At 54.6% G+C, this 21,918-nt stretch carries 20 protein-coding genes and 1 tRNA gene; 5 read left to right on the top strand and 16 right to left on the bottom strand.

What is annotated here, in order from left to right; genetic code table 11:
* Nucleotides 1-407: 407 nt before the first annotated feature.
* Both FJ695_RS12195 and FJ695_RS12190 read right to left on the bottom strand, forming a co-directional pair.
* Nucleotides 408-484: transfer RNA gene (locus FJ695_RS12195), tRNA-Ile, on the bottom strand.
* Between the two features lie 375 nt (nt 485-859).
* A complete protein-coding gene (locus tag FJ695_RS12190; protein WP_209011021.1) occupies nt 860-1,699 on the bottom strand; it encodes an aspartyl/asparaginyl beta-hydroxylase domain-containing protein in 840 nt (279 codons plus the stop codon).
* Nucleotides 1,700-2,208: 509 nt separating this feature from the next.
* Here FJ695_RS12190 and FJ695_RS12185 point away from each other — a divergent pair.
* Together FJ695_RS12185 and FJ695_RS12180 are read left to right on the top strand one after the other, a co-directional pair.
* On the top strand, nt 2,209-3,285 hold the full coding sequence (locus FJ695_RS12185) for an AI-2E family transporter (RefSeq protein WP_141185703.1): 1,077 nt from the start codon (nt 2,209-2,211) through the stop codon (nt 3,283-3,285).
* Nucleotides 3,286-3,402: 117 nt separating this feature from the next.
* Nucleotides 3,403-4,173, top strand: coding sequence for an SIMPL domain-containing protein (locus FJ695_RS12180; protein WP_141185702.1), 771 nt, complete (start codon nt 3,403-3,405; stop codon nt 4,171-4,173).
* Nucleotides 4,174-4,220: 47 nt separating this feature from the next.
* Here FJ695_RS12180 and FJ695_RS12175 read toward each other — a convergent pair whose 3' ends face one another.
* From FJ695_RS12175 to FJ695_RS12155, 5 genes are all read right to left on the bottom strand, one after another.
* Complete coding sequence (locus tag FJ695_RS12175; protein WP_168206339.1) at nt 4,221-4,961, bottom strand: ABC transporter substrate-binding protein; 741 nt, start codon at nt 4,959-4,961, stop codon at nt 4,221-4,223.
* A 283-nt stretch (nt 4,962-5,244) separates the two neighbouring features.
* Complete coding sequence (locus FJ695_RS12170; RefSeq protein WP_209011020.1) at nt 5,245-6,009, bottom strand: ABC transporter substrate-binding protein; 765 nt, start codon at nt 6,007-6,009, stop codon at nt 5,245-5,247.
* A gap of 204 nt (nt 6,010-6,213) precedes the next feature.
* A complete protein-coding gene (locus tag FJ695_RS12165; protein ID WP_141185700.1) occupies nt 6,214-7,398 on the bottom strand; it encodes an adenylate/guanylate cyclase domain-containing protein in 1,185 nt (394 codons plus the stop codon).
* 265 nt (nt 7,399-7,663) lie between these two features.
* Nucleotides 7,664-8,251 carry a GNAT family N-acetyltransferase gene (locus FJ695_RS12160; RefSeq protein ID WP_141185699.1) on the bottom strand — a complete coding sequence of 196 codons (588 nt, stop codon included), beginning with the start codon at nt 8,249-8,251 and terminating at the stop codon, nt 7,664-7,666.
* Nucleotides 8,252-8,305: 54 nt separating this feature from the next.
* Nucleotides 8,306-9,403 carry an FAD-binding oxidoreductase gene (locus tag FJ695_RS12155; protein WP_141185698.1) on the bottom strand — a complete coding sequence of 366 codons (1,098 nt, stop codon included), beginning with the start codon at nt 9,401-9,403 and terminating at the stop codon, nt 8,306-8,308.
* A 79-nt stretch (nt 9,404-9,482) separates the two neighbouring features.
* Here FJ695_RS12155 and FJ695_RS12150 point away from each other — a divergent pair, with 79 nt between their 5' ends.
* Nucleotides 9,483-10,271: a dimethylsulfonioproprionate lyase family protein gene (locus FJ695_RS12150; protein WP_209011019.1), complete on the top strand. Its 789-nt coding sequence runs from the start codon at nt 9,483-9,485 to the stop codon at nt 10,269-10,271.
* Nucleotides 10,272-10,367: 96 nt separating this feature from the next.
* Here FJ695_RS12150 and FJ695_RS12145 read toward each other — a convergent pair whose 3' ends face one another.
* From FJ695_RS12145 to FJ695_RS12130, 4 genes are all read right to left on the bottom strand, one after another.
* Complete coding sequence (locus tag FJ695_RS12145; protein ID WP_141185697.1) at nt 10,368-11,216, bottom strand: transglutaminase family protein; 849 nt, start codon at nt 11,214-11,216, stop codon at nt 10,368-10,370.
* 8 nt (nt 11,217-11,224) lie between these two features.
* A complete protein-coding gene (locus FJ695_RS12140) occupies nt 11,225-12,322 on the bottom strand; it encodes a permease (RefSeq protein WP_141185696.1) in 1,098 nt (365 codons plus the stop codon).
* Nucleotides 12,315-12,647, bottom strand: coding sequence for a helix-turn-helix transcriptional regulator (locus FJ695_RS12135; protein WP_141185695.1), 333 nt, complete (start codon nt 12,645-12,647; stop codon nt 12,315-12,317). The genes FJ695_RS12140 and FJ695_RS12135 overlap by 8 nt, the downstream gene beginning before the upstream one ends.
* A gap of 207 nt (nt 12,648-12,854) precedes the next feature.
* Entirely contained in the window at nt 12,855-13,277 is a 423-nt protein-coding gene (locus FJ695_RS12130) for a ketosteroid isomerase-related protein (protein ID WP_141185694.1), read from the bottom strand.
* A 414-nt stretch (nt 13,278-13,691) separates the two neighbouring features.
* Between FJ695_RS12130 and FJ695_RS12125 the strand changes: the two genes are divergently transcribed.
* Nucleotides 13,692-14,390 carry an ABC transporter substrate-binding protein gene (locus FJ695_RS12125; RefSeq protein ID WP_209011018.1) on the top strand — a complete coding sequence of 233 codons (699 nt, stop codon included), beginning with the start codon at nt 13,692-13,694 and terminating at the stop codon, nt 14,388-14,390.
* 183 nt (nt 14,391-14,573) lie between these two features.
* The gene (locus tag FJ695_RS12120) at nt 14,574-15,308 is read left to right on the top strand and encodes an ABC transporter substrate-binding protein (protein ID WP_141185693.1); all 735 of its coding nucleotides are present in this window, start codon (nt 14,574-14,576) and stop codon (nt 15,306-15,308) included.
* A gap of 50 nt (nt 15,309-15,358) precedes the next feature.
* Here FJ695_RS12120 and FJ695_RS12115 read toward each other — a convergent pair whose 3' ends face one another.
* The 5 genes from FJ695_RS12115 to rpoD all read right to left on the bottom strand — a co-directional run bounded on the left by FJ695_RS12115 (nt 15,359) and on the right by rpoD (nt 21,426).
* The gene (locus FJ695_RS12115; protein WP_141185692.1) at nt 15,359-16,255 is read right to left on the bottom strand and encodes a U32 family peptidase; all 897 of its coding nucleotides are present in this window, start codon (nt 16,253-16,255) and stop codon (nt 15,359-15,361) included.
* Between the two features lie 4 nt (nt 16,256-16,259).
* The gene (locus tag FJ695_RS12110) at nt 16,260-17,258 is read right to left on the bottom strand and encodes a peptidase U32 family protein (RefSeq protein WP_141185691.1); all 999 of its coding nucleotides are present in this window, start codon (nt 17,256-17,258) and stop codon (nt 16,260-16,262) included.
* Nucleotides 17,259-17,267: 9 nt separating this feature from the next.
* On the bottom strand, nt 17,268-17,795 hold the full coding sequence (locus FJ695_RS12105; RefSeq protein WP_209011017.1) for an SCP2 domain-containing protein: 528 nt from the start codon (nt 17,793-17,795) through the stop codon (nt 17,268-17,270).
* A gap of 136 nt (nt 17,796-17,931) precedes the next feature.
* A complete protein-coding gene (locus FJ695_RS12100) occupies nt 17,932-19,290 on the bottom strand; it encodes a DUF930 domain-containing protein (protein WP_141185690.1) in 1,359 nt (452 codons plus the stop codon).
* 108 nt (nt 19,291-19,398) lie between these two features.
* Entirely contained in the window at nt 19,399-21,426 is a 2,028-nt protein-coding gene (gene rpoD, locus FJ695_RS12095) for an RNA polymerase sigma factor RpoD (RefSeq protein WP_141185689.1), read from the bottom strand.
* Nucleotides 21,427-21,918: the final 492 nt, after the last annotated feature.

The following is a 21,918-nucleotide window of genomic DNA, read 5'->3' as shown; positions in this document are numbered from 1 at the left end:
TTGACACCATGAACTGGAATTGACGGGAACAACCGGCACAAGGCGGAGCTTCGTGGAAAGATGTTCAGTTTCAATCTCATAAGAGACGATCGACAACAGGTATAACCGCGTTCATTTGACACCGGCTTCCGGGTATCAACGTTCCAATCGCCATCTTGTGGGATGAAATACCCAGAATTTCAAACGGTGTTAAACCGGCAATTATTGGCGGTTTACAAGAGCTTTCAGGTCAGTCCTGAGATTGGCCAAACAAAACGAAGTGGCGCTGCGCGCGCACCGACATTTCGGCAAACCCCGATTATGCAGAATTCCGGGACTTTCCCCGATTAATGCCCCTGCCCCAAACGCTTTCGAACATGGTAGCTAACACCTACACGCGGGTAATGTCATTTATGGAACATTAAAAATGGTGGGCCCGGAGGGACTCGAACCCCCAACCAATCCGTTATGAGCGGACGGCTCTAACCAGTTGAGCTACAGGCCCACGGCGCAGTTCGAAAATGCCAAACACACGCGCTGATTTGCTACCTACACCAAAGCCCCTGCCCTCTCAAGCGGTTTCAATCCTCCTCAACAGGGCAGTTCAAACAAGCCGGAAAGTATTTGAATCACACCGGCACTCTCTGAGACGTTAAAGCTGTCCAACGGCTATTGGCAAATGACAGTTAGACGCGTTCATCCGCGAAAATACAGCCAAGAGAGACTAGCCAGTGCCAAGACCATCGCCTCGCAGTTACCGGCCCAAAGACGCCGCTGTTCACCAAAGCAACTGATCCTCGCTTCGCAAACGAATAGGCCCACCCGACAAGGACAGGCCTCCATGCATTCGCGAGCCGGGCATAAAGACGTCGACCTACCCCTATTCACCCGGGGCTGGTGTCGCCTTATCTGTCTTCTTCAGCATGTCCCAGTTTTTGTAAAAGACCCGGTTGATGCCGGAGAGCAGGATGTTGAAGATCTTCACGCAGACATTCTGAAGACCAGTGAAGGCGCTCGGACGCAACACGTCGACAAACACACACGCTCTGAGACCTTCTTCGCCGTTGACCGAGCGGTGCTGGATCGTGTCGTCAAAGATGAACAGCGGATCGTCGTGCCAGAAGTGTTTGTCGCCATTCACCTCGATAAAGATCTCATCGCTCTGGCGCGCGGTCATGTTGTAGAGCACCCGGATGGTCAGGCGCAGTGGACCGAAATGCAAAGATGTCTTTTCCTGGCCGTTGAAAATTGAGACGCCGATGGTCTTGATGTATTTGAAATCCCGGTTGAATTCAGGGATCGATTGGTCGCCGCGCTCATCATACCAGCGGTAGAACACCATGCCGCGGCGTTTGTCACCCATCCGCGATTTCAGATCCTCGAGGATCTCGTCCTGGCGGTCCTTAAACACCTGGAGCATGCCCTCGATTTCCTGACGCTCTTCTTCTGGAAATTCATCGAGCTGCATGCGGTAGGCATGGCGCTTGGAGATCAGATCGAAGAACAGATTGATCGGCGATAGCAGCCAGGTCAGCAGGCCGTTTCCGGAAAAATACTTGGCAATCAGCGAACTGTCGAAGCGCTTATGGCGGGCAAAATCAATCAGACCACAAACGGTAAAGATAGCCGCGATCCACGGTACCAGCCAAAACAGAACGGCAAGCGGAAGAACCACACGCAGCAAGCGGCGAACGGCTTTGAAATTCATCGATGACCCCATGATGTCTGGCCTCCGCTCAGCGGAAGCAAAAAGCGCCGCACAGTGTCATGACTTTGCCCCCGGCGCAAGAACGGGAAATTGCGCAACTTTGGCCCAGCCCCGGAAAGCCAGTCGTACACCGGACGGGATCAGCGACTGCAGCACCGCACCGGTAATGAACGGAACCGGGCTTTCAAAGCTAAGACCAACAAGTTAAGGTCTAGGGTCAGGACCCACTAATTTGATTGGAATGGCACGGCAAACGGCGATGAGCTGCAAGGAAAAACGTGAAAAGCGGGCTTCTGCCCGGTTGAACGGTTAGACGCCGCAGATCGAAGCCGTTTTCGTGTCTTATTAAGGTAGGATGAATTTGCCCGGCAACTTCGTTGCAACCCTTTGGAAACCGGACGGTTTCCTGCAGATTTGCGTCTCGTATCCGAACAAATTCCTTCCTACCATTTCAACCAAATTAGTGGGTCCTGACCCTGGCCATCGCTTTGATTTTGCTCACCTTGCCGTCCGGAGTATTGATGCGCTCTCCGCTGTTGTCCATCACCCTGACCGTATTTCTTGTGTCCATGATCGGATGGCTGCTTGTCGTCGGGCGATCGCTGCTTTTGCCGTTCATCATTGCGGTGATCGTCTGGTACATGATCAACGCCTTATCGAATGTTTATAAGCGGGTCGGCTATGGCAAATGGCACGTTCCGGGATTTGTCGCCTTTCCGTTGGCACTCCTGACTATTTTTGGTGTCAGCACCTTCGTTCTGGACATTGTGACGGTCAACCTCTCGCAATTGGCGCAGGACGCCCCGACTTATCAGGCCCGGTTGGAACAACTCTTCGATCAAGTCACCAAACTGTTCAAATTGCACGATCCCATAGAGTTGCAGGATCTTCTTCCAGATTCAGTGGTGCCGCGTATGGTGACCGCCGGTGCAAGTGTCGTCACGGCGCTCGCAGGATCAGCCAGCCTGGTCTTTATTTATGTGCTCTTCCTCGTGCTGGAACAGTCCACCTTCGACCGCAAGTTCGAAAAGCTGTTTGCCTCGCCGGAGCGGGCGGCTGCGGCGTTTGCCATTCGTGAAGAGATCAATGCATCGATCATGCATTATTTCACAATCAAGACCGCTGTCTCGGTTGCCACCGGCGCTTTGACAAGCCTGGTGCTGATCCTCATCGGCCTCCCGTACGCGGCCTTGTTCGGCTTTATCGCCTTTGTTCTCAATTACATTCCCACCATCGGATCTCTGATCGGGGTTTTGTTCCCGAGCCTGCTCGCCATCGTCTATTACGACACACTCGGGCCGTTCGTTGCTATCGCCGCCGGTCTTGGCCTGATCCAGTTTTCCGTTGGCAATCTGATCGAGCCGCGCCTAATGGGGGCCAATTTGAACCTCTCCGGACTGGTTATCATGTTGTCCCTGGCGCTTTGGGGCGCGATCTGGGGCGTGGTCGGCATGGTTTTGTGTGTCCCGCTGACAGTGATGATCGTCATCGTCTGCTCCAAGATCGAAGCTGCCCGGCCGGTTGCAGTTCTCCTGTCGGAAAATGGCGAGATAGGTGACTTGCCAACCGCGGCGAAGGTGGACACCACTGCCTCATGACACGGAGTGCCAGGTGCGGCATTTGCATGAATGCAACATGAACCGGCTGGCCATACCCTTGCCCAATTGGGGGATCAAACCTGCTGCGAAATTGAATGGTATTAAAGGATATTTGCCATGCATCGATTGACGGTCTCAGGACTTCGCCATTTGTCAGCGCCTGCACGCAAGTTTGCGCTTGCAGCAACGCTCGCCGCAGTAGCTCTTTCGCCCCTCCCCGCAAAATCGGAAGAAGCTTCCGCTGGTTTTGGAACGATTACAATGGAGGGGCAAGGCTCCGTCACCGTCGCCCCGGACATGGCCGTCATCACGGCACGGGTTGTCACAGTCGCAAAAACCGCAGCCGAAGCGCTCGCTGGCAATACGTCGGATATCTCCAAGGTTATTGACCAGATCAAAGCCACAGGCGTTAAGGCCAAAGATATTCAAACCAGTGGATTTGCGATCTATCCCCGCTATGAGCGGGTGACCGATAACTCCGGTCGCCAACCGGACATCACCGGTTATGAAGTGCGCAATGGTGTTGAGGTAAATGTCCGGGATCTTGTCAAACTCGGCGACCTTCTGTCGAAGGTGGTCGACAGCGGCGCAAATTCAGTTGACGGCGTCCGGTTTCAGGTGAGCGATCCGGACGAAAAACTCGACGAAGCGCGGAAAGAAGCCGTTGCAGCTGCCAGGCACAAAGCAGAAATCTTTGCAGCGGCAGCTGGTGTCGATCTGGGCAGCATTGTTTCGATATCGGAAACCGGCATCCAAATGCCGCGCCCCGTCATGATGCGGGCCGAGAGCATGATGATGGCGAAAGCTGCTCCCGTTCCAGTCGAAGCTGGCGAAGAAACCATCAGCGCGTCGGTGACTATTCAGTGGCAGCTTACCAGTAACGACTGATTGGGATTCAGTGAGCGGGTCTCCTGCCCGCTCATAGTTTTACCGAGTTATCCGGTTCCGTCTTCACCGCTTCCCACTGCGGAAAATCCGTCTTCCGGCCGGTAAGTCAGAGGAACGCCCAAACGGTCACTCCAATCCTTTGCGATTCCATGCAAAGTGCCACTCTGCTTCAACTCTTCATAAGCCGTGCGCCATTTGTTGAGGAGTTGCGGATCCGTCCCATTAGAAATCATCAGATAAGACGGAGATTTCCGAACGGTAAAAACCGTCTTGGCCTCCGAAGTCGGCACGCCGATTTCTTTCAAAACCGCCGAGGCTTGCAGGCTGGACGTAATCCACACATCCACCCTGTCAGCTAGCAGCATCCGGGCACCAGTGCCCTGGTCGCTCGTTTCAACCGTTTGGATGCCTGCTTTCTTTAACAGTTTAACCTGCCAGGACCCACGAACACCGACTGCAGTTATTCCCTTTTGCCGGGCATCTTCCAGGCTCTCGATAGTAAGGTCCGATCCGTTCTTCACCAAAAGACCATGGGTCCACATAATCGCAGGTCCGATAAATTCGAATCCCAGATCAAGACGCTCTTGCGTGCGGCCCGCGGTGAATAGAAGGATGTTCGGTTTGGCCTCAGCGATTTTATAACCACGGGCCCAGGGAAGAATTTCAATTGGTGTCGACAGACCCATCTGATCCTTCAGCGCAGTCACCATATCCACCGCGATACCTGTCGGATGTCCGTTGGCATCATAGAACGCTGACGGCGGCCATGGGGATGTGATTAACCTCATCTCCTGGGCTTTTAGAGGCGAGCAAAGCGCGGCAAACACCACCAAGCTTCTCAGTATCGACCTGAAAATGAATACAACTGCCGCCATAAGCCCTTCATTAGTATCCAACATGTGCCGCCTCGCCCCTCAACTCGCCGCGCAAATTCTTCAACCTATGAAATCATAGACAAATCAATTGTCGCCGACCTTCGCAATCGCGAACGCCGGCTGTCAAATCACTTTGGCTGGCGCACCTGGGCCGTGCGAACGAAATGCGTCTCTAAGCGCCCACACGGCCTGGCAACTATTTGTACTTGGCGGTGATCGCCTCGAACTCTCCAGACGCTTTCATTGCCTGCATTTGCTCACTGAAAGCGGCCACGAACTCTGCAGGCACACTTTTCTTGCTGAACATAATGTAGGATGGGTCGGACGAAATCAGGAAGCTCGCCTTTGTTACCTTATCGGAAAATCCCAAGCGTTTAACGTCTTCGGAAACAACAAACACTTCTCCGAGTGTTGCATCGATCCTGCCAGCTGCAAGTTTTTTGAGATTTGATTCCTGGCTATCGGTTTCTTGAATCTGGCCAGCATATTTGTCTTTCAGTGCCGAAAAATCTCCGCCATAGGCATATTCGCGGATCGTACCAAGTTTCCCGCCCTTCTCGAAAAAGTCGGCGAGAGAACTGTAAGTCCCTTCATTGCCGGCGCGGACAAACAGAACTTCCTGCGCATCCACGTAGGGACTGCTGAAGTTTGCAAACGCTTCCCGTTCCGCTGTCTTCGACACGGGCGACGCGATGTCCACATCGCCGTCCTCGATCCCCTTCAAATGCCGCGCCCAAGGGAGCGCTTTGGCATCAAGACGACAACCAAGCTTCTCCAGAACGGCCCCGATTACCTCGAAGTCCATCCCGCTTATTTCTTTGCCATCGACCTTTTGATAAGGCCTGTAATCACTTGCTCCGGCAATCAATGCCCCATCACGGGGACACTCAACTGCAAAGGCTTGAGTGCTCATACCAAGCGCAACAGCACTTGCTCCTACAAACGTTTTCCAATTGAACAAGGTAACGATCCTCCGCAATTTCCAAGGGATTGTGACTGTGCCGAAACAGCCTTCAACCAGAACTACAGGAACGTATATCCAAATATTGACTATAGTATTAAATAAATAGATATAACATACAGCATAAATTCCATTGCAACTTATTACAATTAAATTAGAAAACCATAAGTAAAAGTATCATATTTTACTACATTCGAAATACTCTCACAAAAAACTGCAGGCCTGAATGGGCCTTTCGACACCTTTCAAGTCAACTAGCCCCATTGCCTCCACGGAATACGGGAGCCGCTCAGCCACTTCATTCGTAAACAGGACTTGCCGATCCAACTGACGGCACAGTCCCTCCAAACGCGCAGCAATGTTCACCGCCGATCCAAGAACCGTGAAATCGATCCGCGTTGCGGACCCGATGTTGCCATAAAGAACGTCTCCGTAATGAAGGCCAATACCAAACTTCAATTCGAGAGGCGGATCGATCTCGTCCGCCCGCAGTAAAGCTGTCTTCGCAGCGGCAAGCGCATTGCTACACACAACAAGGTCATCGGCGTCACCGCCTTGTGTCGGAAAGATTGCCAGCACGCCGTCGCCGAGAAATTTCAAGATTTCCCCGCCATGTGATTCCACTGCCTCAGCAATCACTTCAAAGTAACGATTGGCACACGCCAGCGCATCTTCCGCTGGAAGACGCATGTTCATTCCTGTCCAGTCCCGAATGTCGCTTACAAGGATTGCGGCTTGAATATTCTCAATATCGCCACGTGTGATCTGGCCATCCAGAACCCGTTGGCCGGTCCGTTTACCAAGATAGGCCTCTGCGATAGCAGCTGAGGTGTCACGGTACCGAAAAACTTCAACGATTGGTGTCACCGCGGAGCAGACTCGTTCAAACGCCAAGACATCAGCATCTGCCAATCCACCTTCCGCATCACTCGTGACCACAAAAACTGCGCCAGCGCCACCTGCCAGGCGGAGTGGGATCCCAAGATAGTCGGTTGCGCCACGGGCTTTCAGCTCATGAAGTATACGATGATCTTCATCTCCCAAGGTGTCAGTTAACCGGCGGCGGAAGGGTTTTCCCGTTTTGGAGATGCTCTCCATAGGACTGCCGATATAGGAGGGGCGTTGCTCGAGCCCATGCGGGGACTGTACCCTTTCATCGCCCCCTGGTTCTTTTTCCCAGGCCGAGCCGATAGCGGTCATCAATGGATGAAGCGTGCGCATTGCAAGCCGCAACCGCCAAACCGGCGCTCCGGCTGCCAGAAGCCGGTCCCCCAATGCTTGCGTAAGTGCATGCAGATCTTCGGAAAAACGACCCTCTTCCAACAGCCAGTCGCGAACCACTCTTGGATCCCAGGTCAAGGAAACGGGTTGATCCGGTGTTTCGCCCATGAACGGCCTTCCCCATCTACATCTCTTTCCGTTGGATCGGGATCACGACCAAATACTACTCGCGATCACCACCTTCAGACATATGGGTGAAGGCGCCCACGACAATAGTGGAACGCGCTAAAACTAGGGTTCAGACCCACGAATGAGGCTTGCTTGGCGTTTAAATGACACCAGACTGACAGGAAGAGCATGATGAGCGGGCTTTGGCCCGGCCGAATGCTTTGACGCAGCTGGCTAAAGTCAATCTCATTTATTGGTCTGAACCCTAGAACCGGCGGTGCCAAACCTGCATCGGTTTTTCGGTTTCTTCGGTCTCACCAACATCCAGCCAGGGGAAAGTCACGGTGACCCCGTTTAACTTAGAATAGCCCCGTTTGACCCAAAACGGATCAAGTGGCTGGTATTCTGCTGGTTTAAGCGAATGGCTCTCCGGACGGATCACAGCACAAAAGACTGCCTCCTCAAATCCAAGGACCTTCGCATGTGCTTCCCGTTCGTCAAAAAACCGGTGTCCGATCCCCCGTCCGCGATAGGCCGGATCCAGGACAGATTCGGCCATGTAAAAGATCTTATCCGGATCGAATCCCTTAGCCTTCAAAGGTGCCTGAAAGGCTTCAAATTCACTCCCGAGCGGCTCCCCCGTGGCCGCACCGATCAAACGGTCCCCGTCATAAGCGCCGACGATCACCGCGCCTTCAGTCTCCGCATAGCGTTGAAGATACTTCGTTTCGTAGTCTTCAGTCCCCTCATAGAGATAGGGCCAGGCCCGAAAGACCGAAATTCGCAAGTGAGCCAACCCGCCCAACGCCAATTTCAAATCTTCGCCGGTCAACCGCCGGATCTGGAGTGTCATTGCTAAACCGCTCTCAATTGTTCCTATATTCTGGCAGATACTCACTGAGTGATGTTAGTCTCGCGCTTCCAGCCAAATGCGGGCAGCGTCCATATCCTTGGCCAGAAAACCCTCCGCAAGCTTCTGGCCCACAACGGCGCCGAATTTATAACCATGGCCGGAGCAAGCGGAGACAATGGTAGCCTTGTCTTCACTCAAACAGAAGAAGTGTTCATCAGCGGTGAAGGTGTAGGCGCAGGTAACAACATCGTCGACCTTATACTCCTCAATCCGGCCAATGGGTGGTGAAAAGTAGTTGCGCAGAGTCTCGCCTTCGCCAGGTTTCGCGACCCGGTCCTGATCCGGGCTGGCTTTGTATTTGTGAATCCCTGCTCCGAATTTCAAACCCGTCCCAGGGACCGGAGGCAAAACATAACCATCGATGGTTCCGCCCGGATCAAGGATCGCCGGAGCGCTAGCCCAGGACGCTGCCAGATCCTCCGGCGGGGTCAGGTAGACAACAGCGGTCCTGTAGGTGGTCAGGCTTTTTTGGAAATTCGGGAAAAGACCAAGCGTCCAGGCCCCTGCCGTGACGATGACATGATTGCCGGCCAAAACAGCCCCATCGGCAAGAGTGACTGAGCCTGCAGCCGTATCAACGGAGGCAACACAGCAGTTTTCGCGCACTACCGCGCCCTTGGACCGAAGCCAATCACGCAGCCCACCGGCAATTCTCTGGCAAAGCAGCACCCCGCCTTCCTCACTGTAGGCACCCCAACGAATGGTTTTTGGATCGATAAACGGATAGCGCTCAGCAGTTTCTTGAGCGCTCATGTCATCAACCGGATAGCCACCTTCAATCAAGCCGCTGCGGTACTCATCACCGCCATCTCCCACTTGCTGGGACAACAGCAAAAACCCGGTTTCTGCCAAGTGTTTTTCCCCGAGATCCGCCCACATCTCATCCCAGGCCGCATAAGCATCTCCGATCCGGCGCTGATAGCCGCCCTGCCCGCCATAGGCCCGGCGGATAATGCGGTGCTGATCACCGGAGGCGCTGAGCGGATTGGGAATCGGCCCCTGCTCCAAAAGGGTAACTGGCACGCCCCTTTTGGTGAGTGCCCAGGCGGTGGAAAGGCCCGAAATACCGGCGCCAACAACAATGACTGACATGAGAGATTTCCTAAGATTGCGGCCCGCAGATTAGCGATCACAAGCGCCTGCGCAACATGTGATTTTCCCAAAAGAACACATGCCGGATATGCGATTGCGATTGCCGCAAGGGAAAAACCGTCTACCTTGCGATCCAGAGACACTGGCCAGTCACTTGTGGGCAGGAGGAGCGCTGACCTTGCTGGAAGCAGAAAACACCGAACCGGAAACATTGGCCAACCGGCGCCTATCGGATTACCCCGACTGGGGATACCTCTTGCGGGAGTATTATGAAGTCTACCGGTTTCTGTCTTCTGGCGGCAGTGACCGGATCCGCGCGCACCAGCGCGGTGTGCGCGAAGCGATCTCCCGGGTTATCAAATCCAATGCAGAGATCCGCTTCGATGCGCCTGCACAAAAACCGGTGACGGCCCACCTAAAGCGGGCGCTGGACGAAGGCCGGTTGGAACGCACGGCCACCTTGATCCGAGCCATTGAATCCGTTCAGGACCACTTGATCTGGCAATATGGCTACGAGAAGGTGCCGCGCGGGCTCGACAAAAAATATGCTTATGCCGAGATCTGCGGACCGAACGGACCGATCCTGACCACCGAAGTCATTCTGGGGCTGGTGTTGTTTGCACCCAACTGCACCTATCCGGCGCACTCCCACGATGGAATCTCGGAAAGTTACATCTGTCTTTCCGGCGCGGTTTCAGAAAATCACCAGGGCGTATATTCACCTGGCTCAATGATTTTCAACCCACCAGAACACGCCCACCGGATCACAGTGTCGAAGCTGGAACCGGCCCTTCTTGCGTATGCTTGGATAGGGCCTCAGGAGAAACTGGCTGGGCAGAAAATGGTGTTCAGCCGGAAAAGAGGTTGAGGCGAAACCACCGCTAGACCACCTTGCTCGCGCTGTCCCAGAACAGATCCGGGACCAGCTACGGCCCGGTCCCGGCCCGGAGGCCGGGACAGCTCGTTATGCCACGGCGGCTTCGCCGTCTTGTTCACAGCGAATATCAAGCTCGGCCTTGCGAAGAGTGCCGTCCGCGCCGGCCCATGCCGGTTCGCCGAGCAGTTTGGTCTCGACAATACCCAGCGCCGGAAAACTCAGTCCCATGGAGTGAGCAACGGCGACCCTTTGCCCGGGTTTAGGATTGAGACCACAACAAATCTCGCGAGTGCCCAGTTTCAGGTGATGGGCAATGTCCCATTCCCTCACCTCACCATCGTGACGCGTGACCACCCAGCAATGACCGTCGTCGCAGGAACCGTTTTTCTCTTCCGGAAAGAAGTAACCGTAGACGTACCCCGCCTCGATACCTGCTGCTCTTAAACATGCGATCAGATAGGTGTTGATGTCGACGCAGGAGCCTTCTGTGAGACCACAGGAGAGATACGGGATTTCCTCGAAGCCATCATTGAAGCGGATTACTGGATGGCCATAGGTGAACTTCTCCGCAACCGCATTGACGATTTTCTCGATCAGCGTATGGCCGTTTTCAGTACCATCCACCAGGCTCCGAATGTCTTCCACCAAGGCATCTGCCGCCCGTGTGAAGCGGGTCTGTCGCGGTACAAACATGGTTTCCGGATACTGGGCTCCTCCGTTTTGAAACAGGTAGTCCAGGACCACAGGCCCATCTCCGAGCGGTGTTATGACAGCCGCCATCTGGCCGGTTGCACTTTCACCAGCAAGGCGCCACGTCCCGCCTTTGACGTCAAAGGACACCGGTGTTTGGTGCGGTGTTGATATCCCAACCGGGACCAGCAAGCTGGCCCCGGTGTTCTTGGATGTATCAACACGCACAGTTACCAAAACTGTCATGAGTTGCCTCACACAACCGCTTGAAAGATCAGGCCAGACAACACCGCCCCGACAAACCCAAGGCCGAGATAAGTTGCAAAGACCGTCGGTTTGACCAGCGACCAGACAGCTGCCATGGCCGGGATGGAGCTGACCGCACCGGCGATCATGAAGGCCATGGCAGCGCCAGAACTCATGCCCTGCTCCATCAAGCCAGCCAGCAGCGGCGGTGCCACATAGCTGTTGAGGTAGGCCGGCATGCCGACAAGCGCGGAAATCACGATTGACCCAAGACCGTTGCCACCGACCACACCGGCGATCAGATCGGCTGGGACATATGTCACCAGCAAAGCTTCCAGGACATAAGCCAGCGCCAGCCATTTGACGAGAAACAGCGCATTACTCTTAAGCTCAGTGCCGAAAGTGCTGCTGCGCTCGGCTTCTTTCCAGAAAGACCAGACCGGGCGGCCGGTTTTGGGAGATGCACCACAGCCACAGCCGGAAATCGAGGCCGCACGCGCCGGAGTTTTGAACCCCCCGGTCCGGCTGATTAGAGCCACAATAACACCACCAAACAAGCCCAGCGCCACCGCAAAGACGGCTTTACCTATGGCAAAGTTCCAGCCAAGCGCACCCGCTGTGATCAAGAGAGTGGGCGGATCGATCAACGGCGATGACAGCCAGAAGGCCATGATCGCTGAGATCGGCGCGCCAACCGCCAAAAGCCCAGCGACAAATGGAATTACTTCGCAGGAACAGAACGGTGCCAACCCGCCAAACATAGCGGCCAGAACAATTGCCTGGGCCTCCCGTCCTTCAAAGGCTTTGCCGATATAGGCTTCGGCACCTGCAGCTTTCAGCCAGGCAATCAGCAGAACGGCAAAGGCTATGTAAGGCGCTGTTCCGCCAAAGGCTTTGATTGCGAACGTGACAACATTCCAGAATTGCGGCTGATCCAGCAGCAACACCAGAAGCGGCACCCCGATAACAATCGCCCATGTCGACAAGACATGTTTGCGCAGGAATTGAAGACCGGCCTTGAGTTTGGAGTTAGACGGTGGCTCGCTGCTGTTGGCACCGGAACAACAGCTGGAGGATGTCTCTTGTAGATCTACAACATCAGTCATTGGCTGCACTCCTTATGCCGTCAGCAGCGGCCGTTCCATTTTCGTCTGCGCAACATTCTTTCAAGATGTAACCGGCCAGTGCTTCAAGGTGCTCGAACTGGGCCTGATTGATCACCGTCCGGCCGTCCTTTTCCTGGCGGATTAATCCGGCGGACGCCAAGAATTTTAAGTGATGGGCGAGTGTTGAGGCGGCCATACTTGTGCGCGATTGAATGTCGCCGACACTCAATCCAGACCGCCCTGCCCGCACCAACGTAAGCAATACCTGCAGCCGGGCCTCCGAGCCCAGCGCGGCAAAGCCTTGCGCAGCTTCTTCCAGCACCATGTGATCGTCTCCGCTGATCATCAAGTTAATATAACTACATCTCTAGTTATATCGAAATTTTAGATCCGTCAACACCTCAATTTGGAGCGCACGCACCCCAAAACTAACATCCGGTGGAATGACAAAAGCTAAGCTGAGCTCAGGGAACAAGGAATTTGCAGAATTTGGCAGCCAATCCAGCCCAAGACTAAAAAGGTCAGAAACCGATTAATTCTCAGCAGCCCCACCAACTTGATCGATCCAGTCTTTCAAATTGTAATAGGTGGTGATGCGGGCGATCTTGCCGTCTTTGATTTCAAAAAAACTGCCGGCCGGCAGGTTGTAGGTTTGGCCGTCAGCTTCCGGCAGACCTTCATCGGTCGCAATGTATGTGCCGTGAACAATGAACTCGGCAGCAGCGCGCGTGCCCGCGTCATTGACGAACAGCTCGATATCTGTGAGCCGCTCCTTGTAGCATTTGGCCATGTGAACGTTGAAGGACCAGAATTTGTCCTTGCCCGTGCGCCGTTCCCCCTGATTGACATCGTGGATCACATCATCCGCAACCAGATCCTCCATCTTGTGGGTATCGCCTGCATTGAAGGCCGCGAAATAGGTGTCGATCAAAAGCTGTGACTGTTTGTTTGCCATTGGAACTCAACAGGTTGGGATTTTATGTATTTCAAAGTGTGCCGGTCCGGGCCACACATGACAAGTCCGTGTGACACCTGTGGTTTACGATGCCTCATCACAATAGCCATAATCCAAACTAACGCTCCCAAAGCATCAGGATTGCGACTGTTTTCATGCTCTGGCACGACACATGGTAGAGCCTAAACGCCGCCAACCTTCAACGGACGTCTCCATCTACGTAAGGGTCACGACAAAGAAAGAAATCAGCAAAAGTTGCACAACTTATCAGCACCCATCTAAAGTTATTTAAAATAATTGGAAATATTTATCGATATACATATAAAATAAAAGATCAGAGAAGCGAATGATATAATTTGAATTCTGGGCTTGTGCACCTTGAAAACGATCATACCCATCATTTTGTTGACGTTCATGACTCTGTCCGCAGCTGCGGAACAGATCTCGATCGTTACTGAGCATCTCCCGCCTTACAGTTATCTGGAGGAAGGCCAGGCCCGCGGCCTATCGACTGAAGTGGTTCAAGCGGTGCTTGAGGAAACCGGGCACACGTCCGACATTCAGTTTATGCCCTGGGCGCGGGCGTATCAGACCGCCCTAACAAAACCCAATACGCTCGTTTATTCGATCGCCCGGACACCCAAGCGGGAGGATCTATTTGCGTGGATCGGGACAATAGCACCCTTTGGGGCCGCACTTTATCAACGCGCGGACGCACCGCCGATGGAGCTGCATTCCCTTTCCGATGCCAGGTTTCTTTATGTCGGCGTTTATCGAGGGGATGCCAAGGAAGCCGCTTTGATTGAACATGGATTTGAAAATCTTCAGACGACAGATGACGACCGGCTAAATCTTAGAAAACTCATGCTGGGACGCCTCGACATGATCGCAATAGACGACAGCGTCATTGGCCCGCTGTTAAAGGATGAGGGCATCGATCCGAAGCAGCTCAAAAAAGTTATGCCGATCAAGGAACTTAGCGGACAGCTCTACATGGCCTTTAACAAAGCCTCTGACCCTGAGCTGGTAAAGACCTTTAAGGAAGGTTTGGTGACAATCAAGGAAAACGGTCTCTTTGATCAGATCTTGATGCGTTACTTGCTGGTGAACTGATATTTTATTGTCGGCTTTTCTAAAGAACGCCCCAATGATCAGGTTCATGTTACAAATTTGGCAAAAACTGATACCAGAACACGCGCAAAGAACGAGCATCTTATCTAAAGGCTCGCACAACAAATCAACCTTGCATTTAGAAACTCCAAGTAATCATAGCCGGGCAACCAAGCGGAGAGAGTTTTGAAATTTCCGATCATTGCCGGGCTCTGCCTGCTCCTTTCCTTTGCAGCACAGGCGGACACCTTGGAGATTGTCACCGAGCAATTGCCGCCTTTCAATTATCTGGAAGACGGTATCGCCAAGGGCATGGGAACGGAAGTTGTTCAGGCAGTGTTGAAAGAAACCGGCCGGGAGGCACCGATCCGGTTTTTGCCTTGGGCACGCAGCTATCAAATGGCCTTAAAGACACCGGGCACACTGATTTTTTCCATCCTCAGAACGGACGAACGGGAAGAGAAGTTCAAATGGGTTGGAGAGATAGCCCCCTATGGCGTGTCCTTCTATCATCTGGCGGAAAACACCGAGATCAATGTCCGGACGCTCGAAGACGCCAAACCATTGTCTGTTGGGGTCTATCTTGGGGATGCCAAGGCCGAATACCTGACGCAAAAAGGTTTTAAAAACCTATCTCAAGTCGAAGACGACCGGTTCAATCTGCGCAAGCTTCTGCTCGGCCGGATCGACCTGATGGTCATCGATGACAGCGTGATCGTCGAATTGCTCCGCTCAGAAGGGGTCGACCCGGCGCTGGTCCGGCGAACAATGCCCATCAGCGACCTCAGCGGCCATGCCTATATGGCGTTCAACAAGGACACCGCAAAGGACCTTGTTGATTCATTCCGCGAAGGCTTGGAGCAAATCAAGTTAAACGGTACCTACGACCGGATTATCGGCAATTATCTGCTGATCAACTAATTCCTTATTTGGCACCTGGCCGGTGGCGTGCCTGTCCTCTGCGTTTTTGCTCAGACCCTCAAATGCCCTGCCTTGCCATGCCAGAACCCGTTGGAAAACGGGAGGGAGCCGGTCACCACGGAGAGCCGCACGCCTGCTTCTTCGCTCGAGACTTTGTCATCTAAGACGTCCCGGAAGATCTGGGCGATGGCCACCATGTCATGGGTATGGGGTGAGAGCCGGTAGTGCGTGATGCCAGCGGCCATCAGCTCCGGCAAGTCTTTCAGATAGTTCAGGTAAGATTGCGACAGAGTCTGGATGCCATTGACGGCCAAGAACGGTTTGCCGTCCAGAGTTTTCAGCGGCATGCCGTCCGGATTATCTTCACAAACAAACTGGCAGTTGTCCTTGGTCCGTGCATGGGCCCGAGCATGATAACAGCGCGCCGAAACAGCAAGGGACGCCCGGCCATAAACCTGCATTTCAACGCCAGCCCCAAGTTCAGCGGCCTTGTCCGCCAGGAGCTTGGCGGAGGTTCCTGGCAATTCAACCGGCAGGCAGAAATGGGTTGCCCCGCCCTTGGCCAGGTAAGCCATGGACATTTCATTATAGACGTTCATCAATGGTCCGACCCGGTGAGCCTTGCCATCCATGTTGAGGAGAGCTGAGGTGTTGTTGATCTCGATCTCATGATCGTCCAGCTCACAGAAGCCTTCGATTGCCTTGCGCTCCCGCTTCAAAACAACTTCGGTCAGCGAGGAAAAAACGACCTTCTTTCCGCCCCGTTGAAGCCGCTCGGCGACCTCATCGTAATGCTGCTCAAAAAACGGCGAACGTTTGGAACAAATCACTTCGCCCAAATACACCGTATCAACCGGCGCCTCGTCGGCGATCCGCGCATAAAAATCGAGCTTCTGCTCGGCCGGCCAATGAAACAGGATCGGCCCGAGGGTCAAACTGCGTGTCATGATGTTATCGCCATTTCTTGGTTTTGAACGCGCCCTCGGTCTGTTTTTGCCCCTCCGTCAGAGCCACCAGATCGGCGATTTTCGGTTCGCCGCCAGAGAGGACCGCGTCGACGGCTTCACGGAAGGCACTGACCACGGATTTGACATAGGCGCGGGACCGTTGCCGGCCTTCGATCTTGAAGGCATGCACACCCGCCCCAATCAAATCGGGCAAAAGGTGCGCAAGGTTGAGGCTGATCGGCTCTTCAAAGGCGTAATAGCCGCCTTCCCGGCAATCGGTCAGATAACGGCCCTTGCAGATCGTCGGATAACCGGCCTTATCGGAACAGGAGAAACAGTCGATGGTGAAATCGGCCAGTTTGCTGGAAAGGTTTCCTTCCGCATCCCGCTCATATTTCACCTGCGCCGCGGGCGAGCAAACTCCGTCCATGTTGGTCGACAGGCCTGTGACGTAATTGGTCAGGCTGCAGCGGCCCTCCACCATCAGGCCGTGATTGCCGAAGATGAAGGTTTCGATCTCGCACGGAATTTCCTCCGCAACTGCCTTGATCTCCGGAACCGTCAGGATGCGCGGTAGAACCACGCGTTTAACGCCAAATTCGCGGCAGTAATACTGGATGGCTTCCGGACTGGACGCCGCAGCCTGGACTGATAGATGCAGGCGTTTTTCCGGGTATTTCTCTGCGGCATAAGACGCCACACCGACATCAGCCACGATAAACGCGTCGACGCCGAGGCGAACACCCGTGTCGACTGCGTCTTTCCAAAGATCGAATTTTCCGGCAGGCGGGAACGTATTGATCGCCAAGAGCACCTTGGAGCCCTTGTCGTGGGCATAGCCGACCGATTGCTCCATCTCTTCGACGGTGAAATTGAGCCCCGGAAAGTTCCGGGCATTGGTGGCGTTTTGAAAGCCGCAATAAATCGCATCCGCGCCAGCATCAGCAGCTGTGCGTAAAGCAGCGGGGGTTCCGGCGGGGCAAATCAGCTCCGGTCGCAGCATAGTGTCCTCTTATGTGGTGGGCGCAGAATATCCGGCAGCGCGCCGGAGCGTTGACAGCATCAAACGGCCCGGAGGACCGAACATGTCGGCAACGCGGGCCGCCAGAGATCCATCGAGATCATCAAGCGCATTGCGCAAACTCACGACCGCTTCTGTGTCTCCCGAAATATCGAGCCCGCGGGAAAAAAACATCGCATCGCCGTCCTGGTCACAATCGACCAGCTGCAAGAGATCGAAGAATCTTCCTGAGATGCGCGCTTCGTGATCCGGAATTGCAGTGCGCGGGCAGGCCCGCAACACAAGATTGTCGGGATCTGGATGAAGCTGCAGAACAAACGGCAGATTGGCCGGATCTATGATGTATCTTGTGTGTTTGTGTGGCCCGAGCCGATTGAACACGGACGGCTCATCGCGGGCAACACGATGAACAATTCGCGCCAGGATCGGCTGCAGGATAAACAGCGGCAATGGAAACCGGACCGGAGACGGCATTTTGCCGGGTTCCGGCCCGTCGAAGAGGGACGTTGATTGGGTCATGGCCCAATCTGGCTATCATGCGGTTTCTGACCCCGGCTTGACCAAGATCAAGATGGTTTTTGCGCCGTAATGACGCACTTACCGGACAAGCAGAGAACTGATTTGTCCAGAAAATCCGAGCGAATAACACATCCAATTATTGCGGAAAACCGCGGGCGCCCCATTCAGATCGCGGCACCGGTTGTCCGACGCGAAAACTGAACCTGACCACTCGGCGCACGTCCGTGTCTGTTTCACAACGGAATGCGACATTGAACCACTGTCCGTAACTTCGGAACGCCGACCAACCGCTAGGCTGCAGGACAGTCCCTCCACGCGGTCTGTAGGAAGGTATTATCTCCGGGGGGTAAGGTGGCGTCGACGCTTTCAACTGTGCGTCAAGCTCGGTCCTGCAAAGGGTGGCCAGACGCTGTCCGGGAGGCATTCCGCGCATTGCTGTGCGGGTGCGTGAATCCACCATAACATCGCCGGTCAAAATGCGGGAAACCGGACGGAGTTGCCCCGCAAGACTGCCACTGCGCTCACTTGCTCGGGCAGACCGGGCGGACCTGGCCGCCCACGCCGGAACTGGCGGTTTAGAGCGCGGAATGCCGGCAACGACTGTTTCGCCCTCACCGGTACTCTCTCCGGTTTCGTCCGGAACTTCAGCACCGCTTTCTGTCTCTATCTCCTCAGCAGCCGGCTCCGCTTCTGTCTCATCCGAGGGACCCGGTACGACCACATCCTCATCAGCAACATCTGAGACCGGTGCAGGCTCTTGCGGCCCTAGCTCAGCTTCCGGCTCTGCTTCTTCTATGCTCTGCTCTTCCGGCGTTTCTATTTCACCCGTTTCAACCGTCTCTGTTTCTTCCAGCAGCTCCTCGATTTGAGGCTCTTCCGGCTGCAAGGCTGTTATCTCGGTCTCCTGGATTTCCGGTTCTTCAAAATCTTGAGGCTCGGCCACCTCTGTTTCCGCGGTCTCCAGTTCCTCGGCCTCAGCTTCTTCGGTCACAGCCTCTTCAATTGGCAGCTCTTCTGGATCCATGTCCTCCGGCGATGCCTCTACCTGTTGCGTCTCGCCCTCTTCACTACCGGCAGGTGCTGTATCTTCTTCGCCGAATTCTTCGACCGGCTGCACCATCCGCACTTGTTCACGCGCTTCTGACACCTCTTCAGGGGCAGGTTCGGGTTCCGGCTCTATTTCCGGTTCCGGTTCGGCAGGAGTTTCCTCCTCTTCTTCCACCAGTTCCTCTTCCTGCGGCAGCTCTTCTTCAACGGCCGCCTCTTCTTCCTCAGCCGGAGCCGGTTCCTGTGGAGAAATCTCGGGCGGCGCGACCAGCTCGACCTCGACGGTGTCAACTGGCTGTGTCGGCCGATGGCCTTTGAACCCGTCGACAAGCAACAGGGCCGCCAAAGCATGCAGGATCAAGGACAGAAGAACCCCGGTGGCAAAACCCACTTGGGTTGCCTGGCGCGGCGCCAACATTGGCTGATCCGGGACTTCAAGTATCGTCAAATGCTACGCCTTGCCCTGCCCGGCAGGCGGGCAAATTCCTCACTTCGCTTCTTAACAAAAAACCCGGCAGAAATATGCCGGGTTTTTATCAAGTTATGGGGAGCCTGATCAGCTGTCCAAGAAGCTGCGGAGTTTCCGCGAGCGGCTTGGGTGTTTCAGCTTCCGGAGTGCCTTGGCCTCAATCTGGCGGATACGTTCGCGGGTAACCGAGAACTGCTGGCCGACTTCTTCCAGCGTGTGATCTGTGTTCATACCGATGCCAAACCGCATCCGGAGAACACGCTCTTCACGCGGCGTGAGAGAGGCCAGAACGCGGGTCGTGGTTTCGCGCAAATTCGACTGAATGGCCGCATCAATCGGCAGAACCGCGTTCTTGTCTTCGATGAAGTCGCCGAGATGCGAATCTTCCTCATCGCCAATCGGCGTTTCCAGAGAAATCGGCTCCTTGGCGATCTTCAGAACCTTCCGGACCTTTTCCAGCGGCATCTGCAGCTTTTCGGCCAGCTCTTCCGGGGTCGGCTCGCGGCCGATCTCGTGCAGCATCTGGCGCGAGGTCCGGACGATCTTGTTGATCGTCTCGATCATATGCACCGGAATACGGATGGTGCGGGCCTGGTCGGCGATCGAACGGGTGATCGCCTGCCGGATCCACCAGGTCGCATAGGTGGAGAACTTATATCCACGGCGGTATTCAAACTTATCGACCGCCTTCATCAGGCCGATGTTGCCCTCCTGAATGAGATCCAGGAACTGCAGGCCGCGGTTGGTGTATTTCTTGGCAATGGAAATCACGAGACGCAGGTTGGCCTCGACCATTTCCTTCTTGGCGATGCGCGCTTCACGCTCGCCCTTTTGCACCATGGCAACGATGCGGCGGAATTCGGTGATCTCAAGGCCGGTCTCGGTTGCCAACGTCTGGATTTCCTGACGCAACTCGCGGACGTTTTCCTTTTCCTTGGCGATGAAGTTCTTCCAGCCGCGCGTGGAAAGGTTGGCCACCTTGCGCAGCCAGTTCGGATCAAGTTCTGCCCCCTGATACTGTTTCAGGAAATCCTGGCGGTCGACATTGTAGCTGTCTGCCAGGCGCAGAAGACGGCCTTCGTAGCCCATCAGGCGCTTGTTGATGTCATAGAGCTGAGCAACAAGGGCATCGATACGGTTTTGATTGAGCGACAGGCTCTTCACATCGATGACGATGTCTTCCTTCAGCTTCTTGTACCGGCGCTCCTGGCTTGGAGACAAAGTCCTGTTGGCCAGCTTGTTTTCAACCAGCTGATCCTGCAGGCGGCGCAGTTTTTTGTAGTTGTCGGCAATGTTGTCGAAGGTTTCCAGAACCTGCGGCTTCAGCTCAGCTTCCATTGCAGACAGAGAGACGTTGGATTCGAACTCGTCGTCGTCATCCTCATCGCCCTCACCTTCGCCGCCTTCGTTTTCCGTCTCTTCGGAAACACCGCCGGCGTTGTCCTGCTGGCCTGACTGGCTTTGCGGGCCGGTCTGCTCCCCGCCTTCTCTGTCCGGGTCATCATCGTTGGCCCCGGTCGGGCCAGCCTTGGCATCCGGGCCGGCATAGGTGGCTTCCAGATCGATGATGTCGCGCAGGAGAACCTGGGCTTCGTTGAGTTCGTCGCGCCAGATGATAATCGCCTGGAAGGTCAGCGGGCTTTCACAAAGCCCTGCGATCATAGCCTCGCGGCCGGCCTCAATGCGCTTTGCGATGGCGATTTCGCCTTCGCGGGACAGAAGCTCAACCGAGCCCATCTCACGCAAATACATGCGCACCGGATCATCAGTCCGGTCGGCGGGTTCTTTTGTCGTGGTGGTTTTGGCAACCGCAGTGGTCGTTGCTGCGACCAGCTCGCCGCCATCGACCTCTTCAGGTCCGTCTTCGGCCTCTTCGGCTTCAACCACATTGATGCCCATATCGGAAAGCATCGACATGATGTCTTCGATTTTTTCCGATGAGTTCTGATCAGACGGCAGAACCTCGTTAAGTTCGTCGTAGGTGATATAGCCGCGTTTTTTCGCGGTCTTGATCATCTTTTTGACTGCAGCGCCCGACAGGTCCAAAAGCGGGCCGTCCGGACCGTCTCCGCTTTGTTCCTTGTTGTCGTCCGCTTGTGTCGCTTTGGCTACCATATCGTGCTCCAATTCGTGACCTTAGAAGGTCACGCCGCGCCCAGTTCCGCTCAAACCCATTTCTCCCAGCGCGCCAGCAATATGCGGCGGCAGCCAGGCGAATCAATGTCTTCAATAGGTTGTAAGCTGTGTCCCTTAAGTCCCAATTAACTGCTCACTTATCGACCATGTCATTTATCGCATCGACAATGCACGCAGTATCCAACGTTGCGGCAGCCAAAGCCTCCACAACAGTGTTCATCAGTGGGTTGCAGCATTTTTCTGACTATTGGCCGTCAGCAGGCTTGAAGGCTGAGGCTCATGAGGGCTGCAAAAGATCTATTTAGCTCGACGCGCACGATTCGCAAGTGTGATTCGCGACTGGTCAATAAGATTTCTTCATTTTCCGCTGTGAATTACCGGATTTACCGGCAGACATCTCCTGCAGAAATACGAGCGCCGCGAGTGTTCACCAAAAACTAAAACGAAAATGAACCCGCCAGAAAAGCAACA

It is taken from the genome of Labrenzia sp. PHM005 (assembly GCF_006517275.1).
Lineage (GTDB): Bacteria > Pseudomonadota > Alphaproteobacteria > Rhizobiales > Stappiaceae > Roseibium.
The sequence above is the reverse complement of the archived record's forward strand: the minus strand, read 5'-3'. Positions and strand labels throughout refer to the sequence as shown.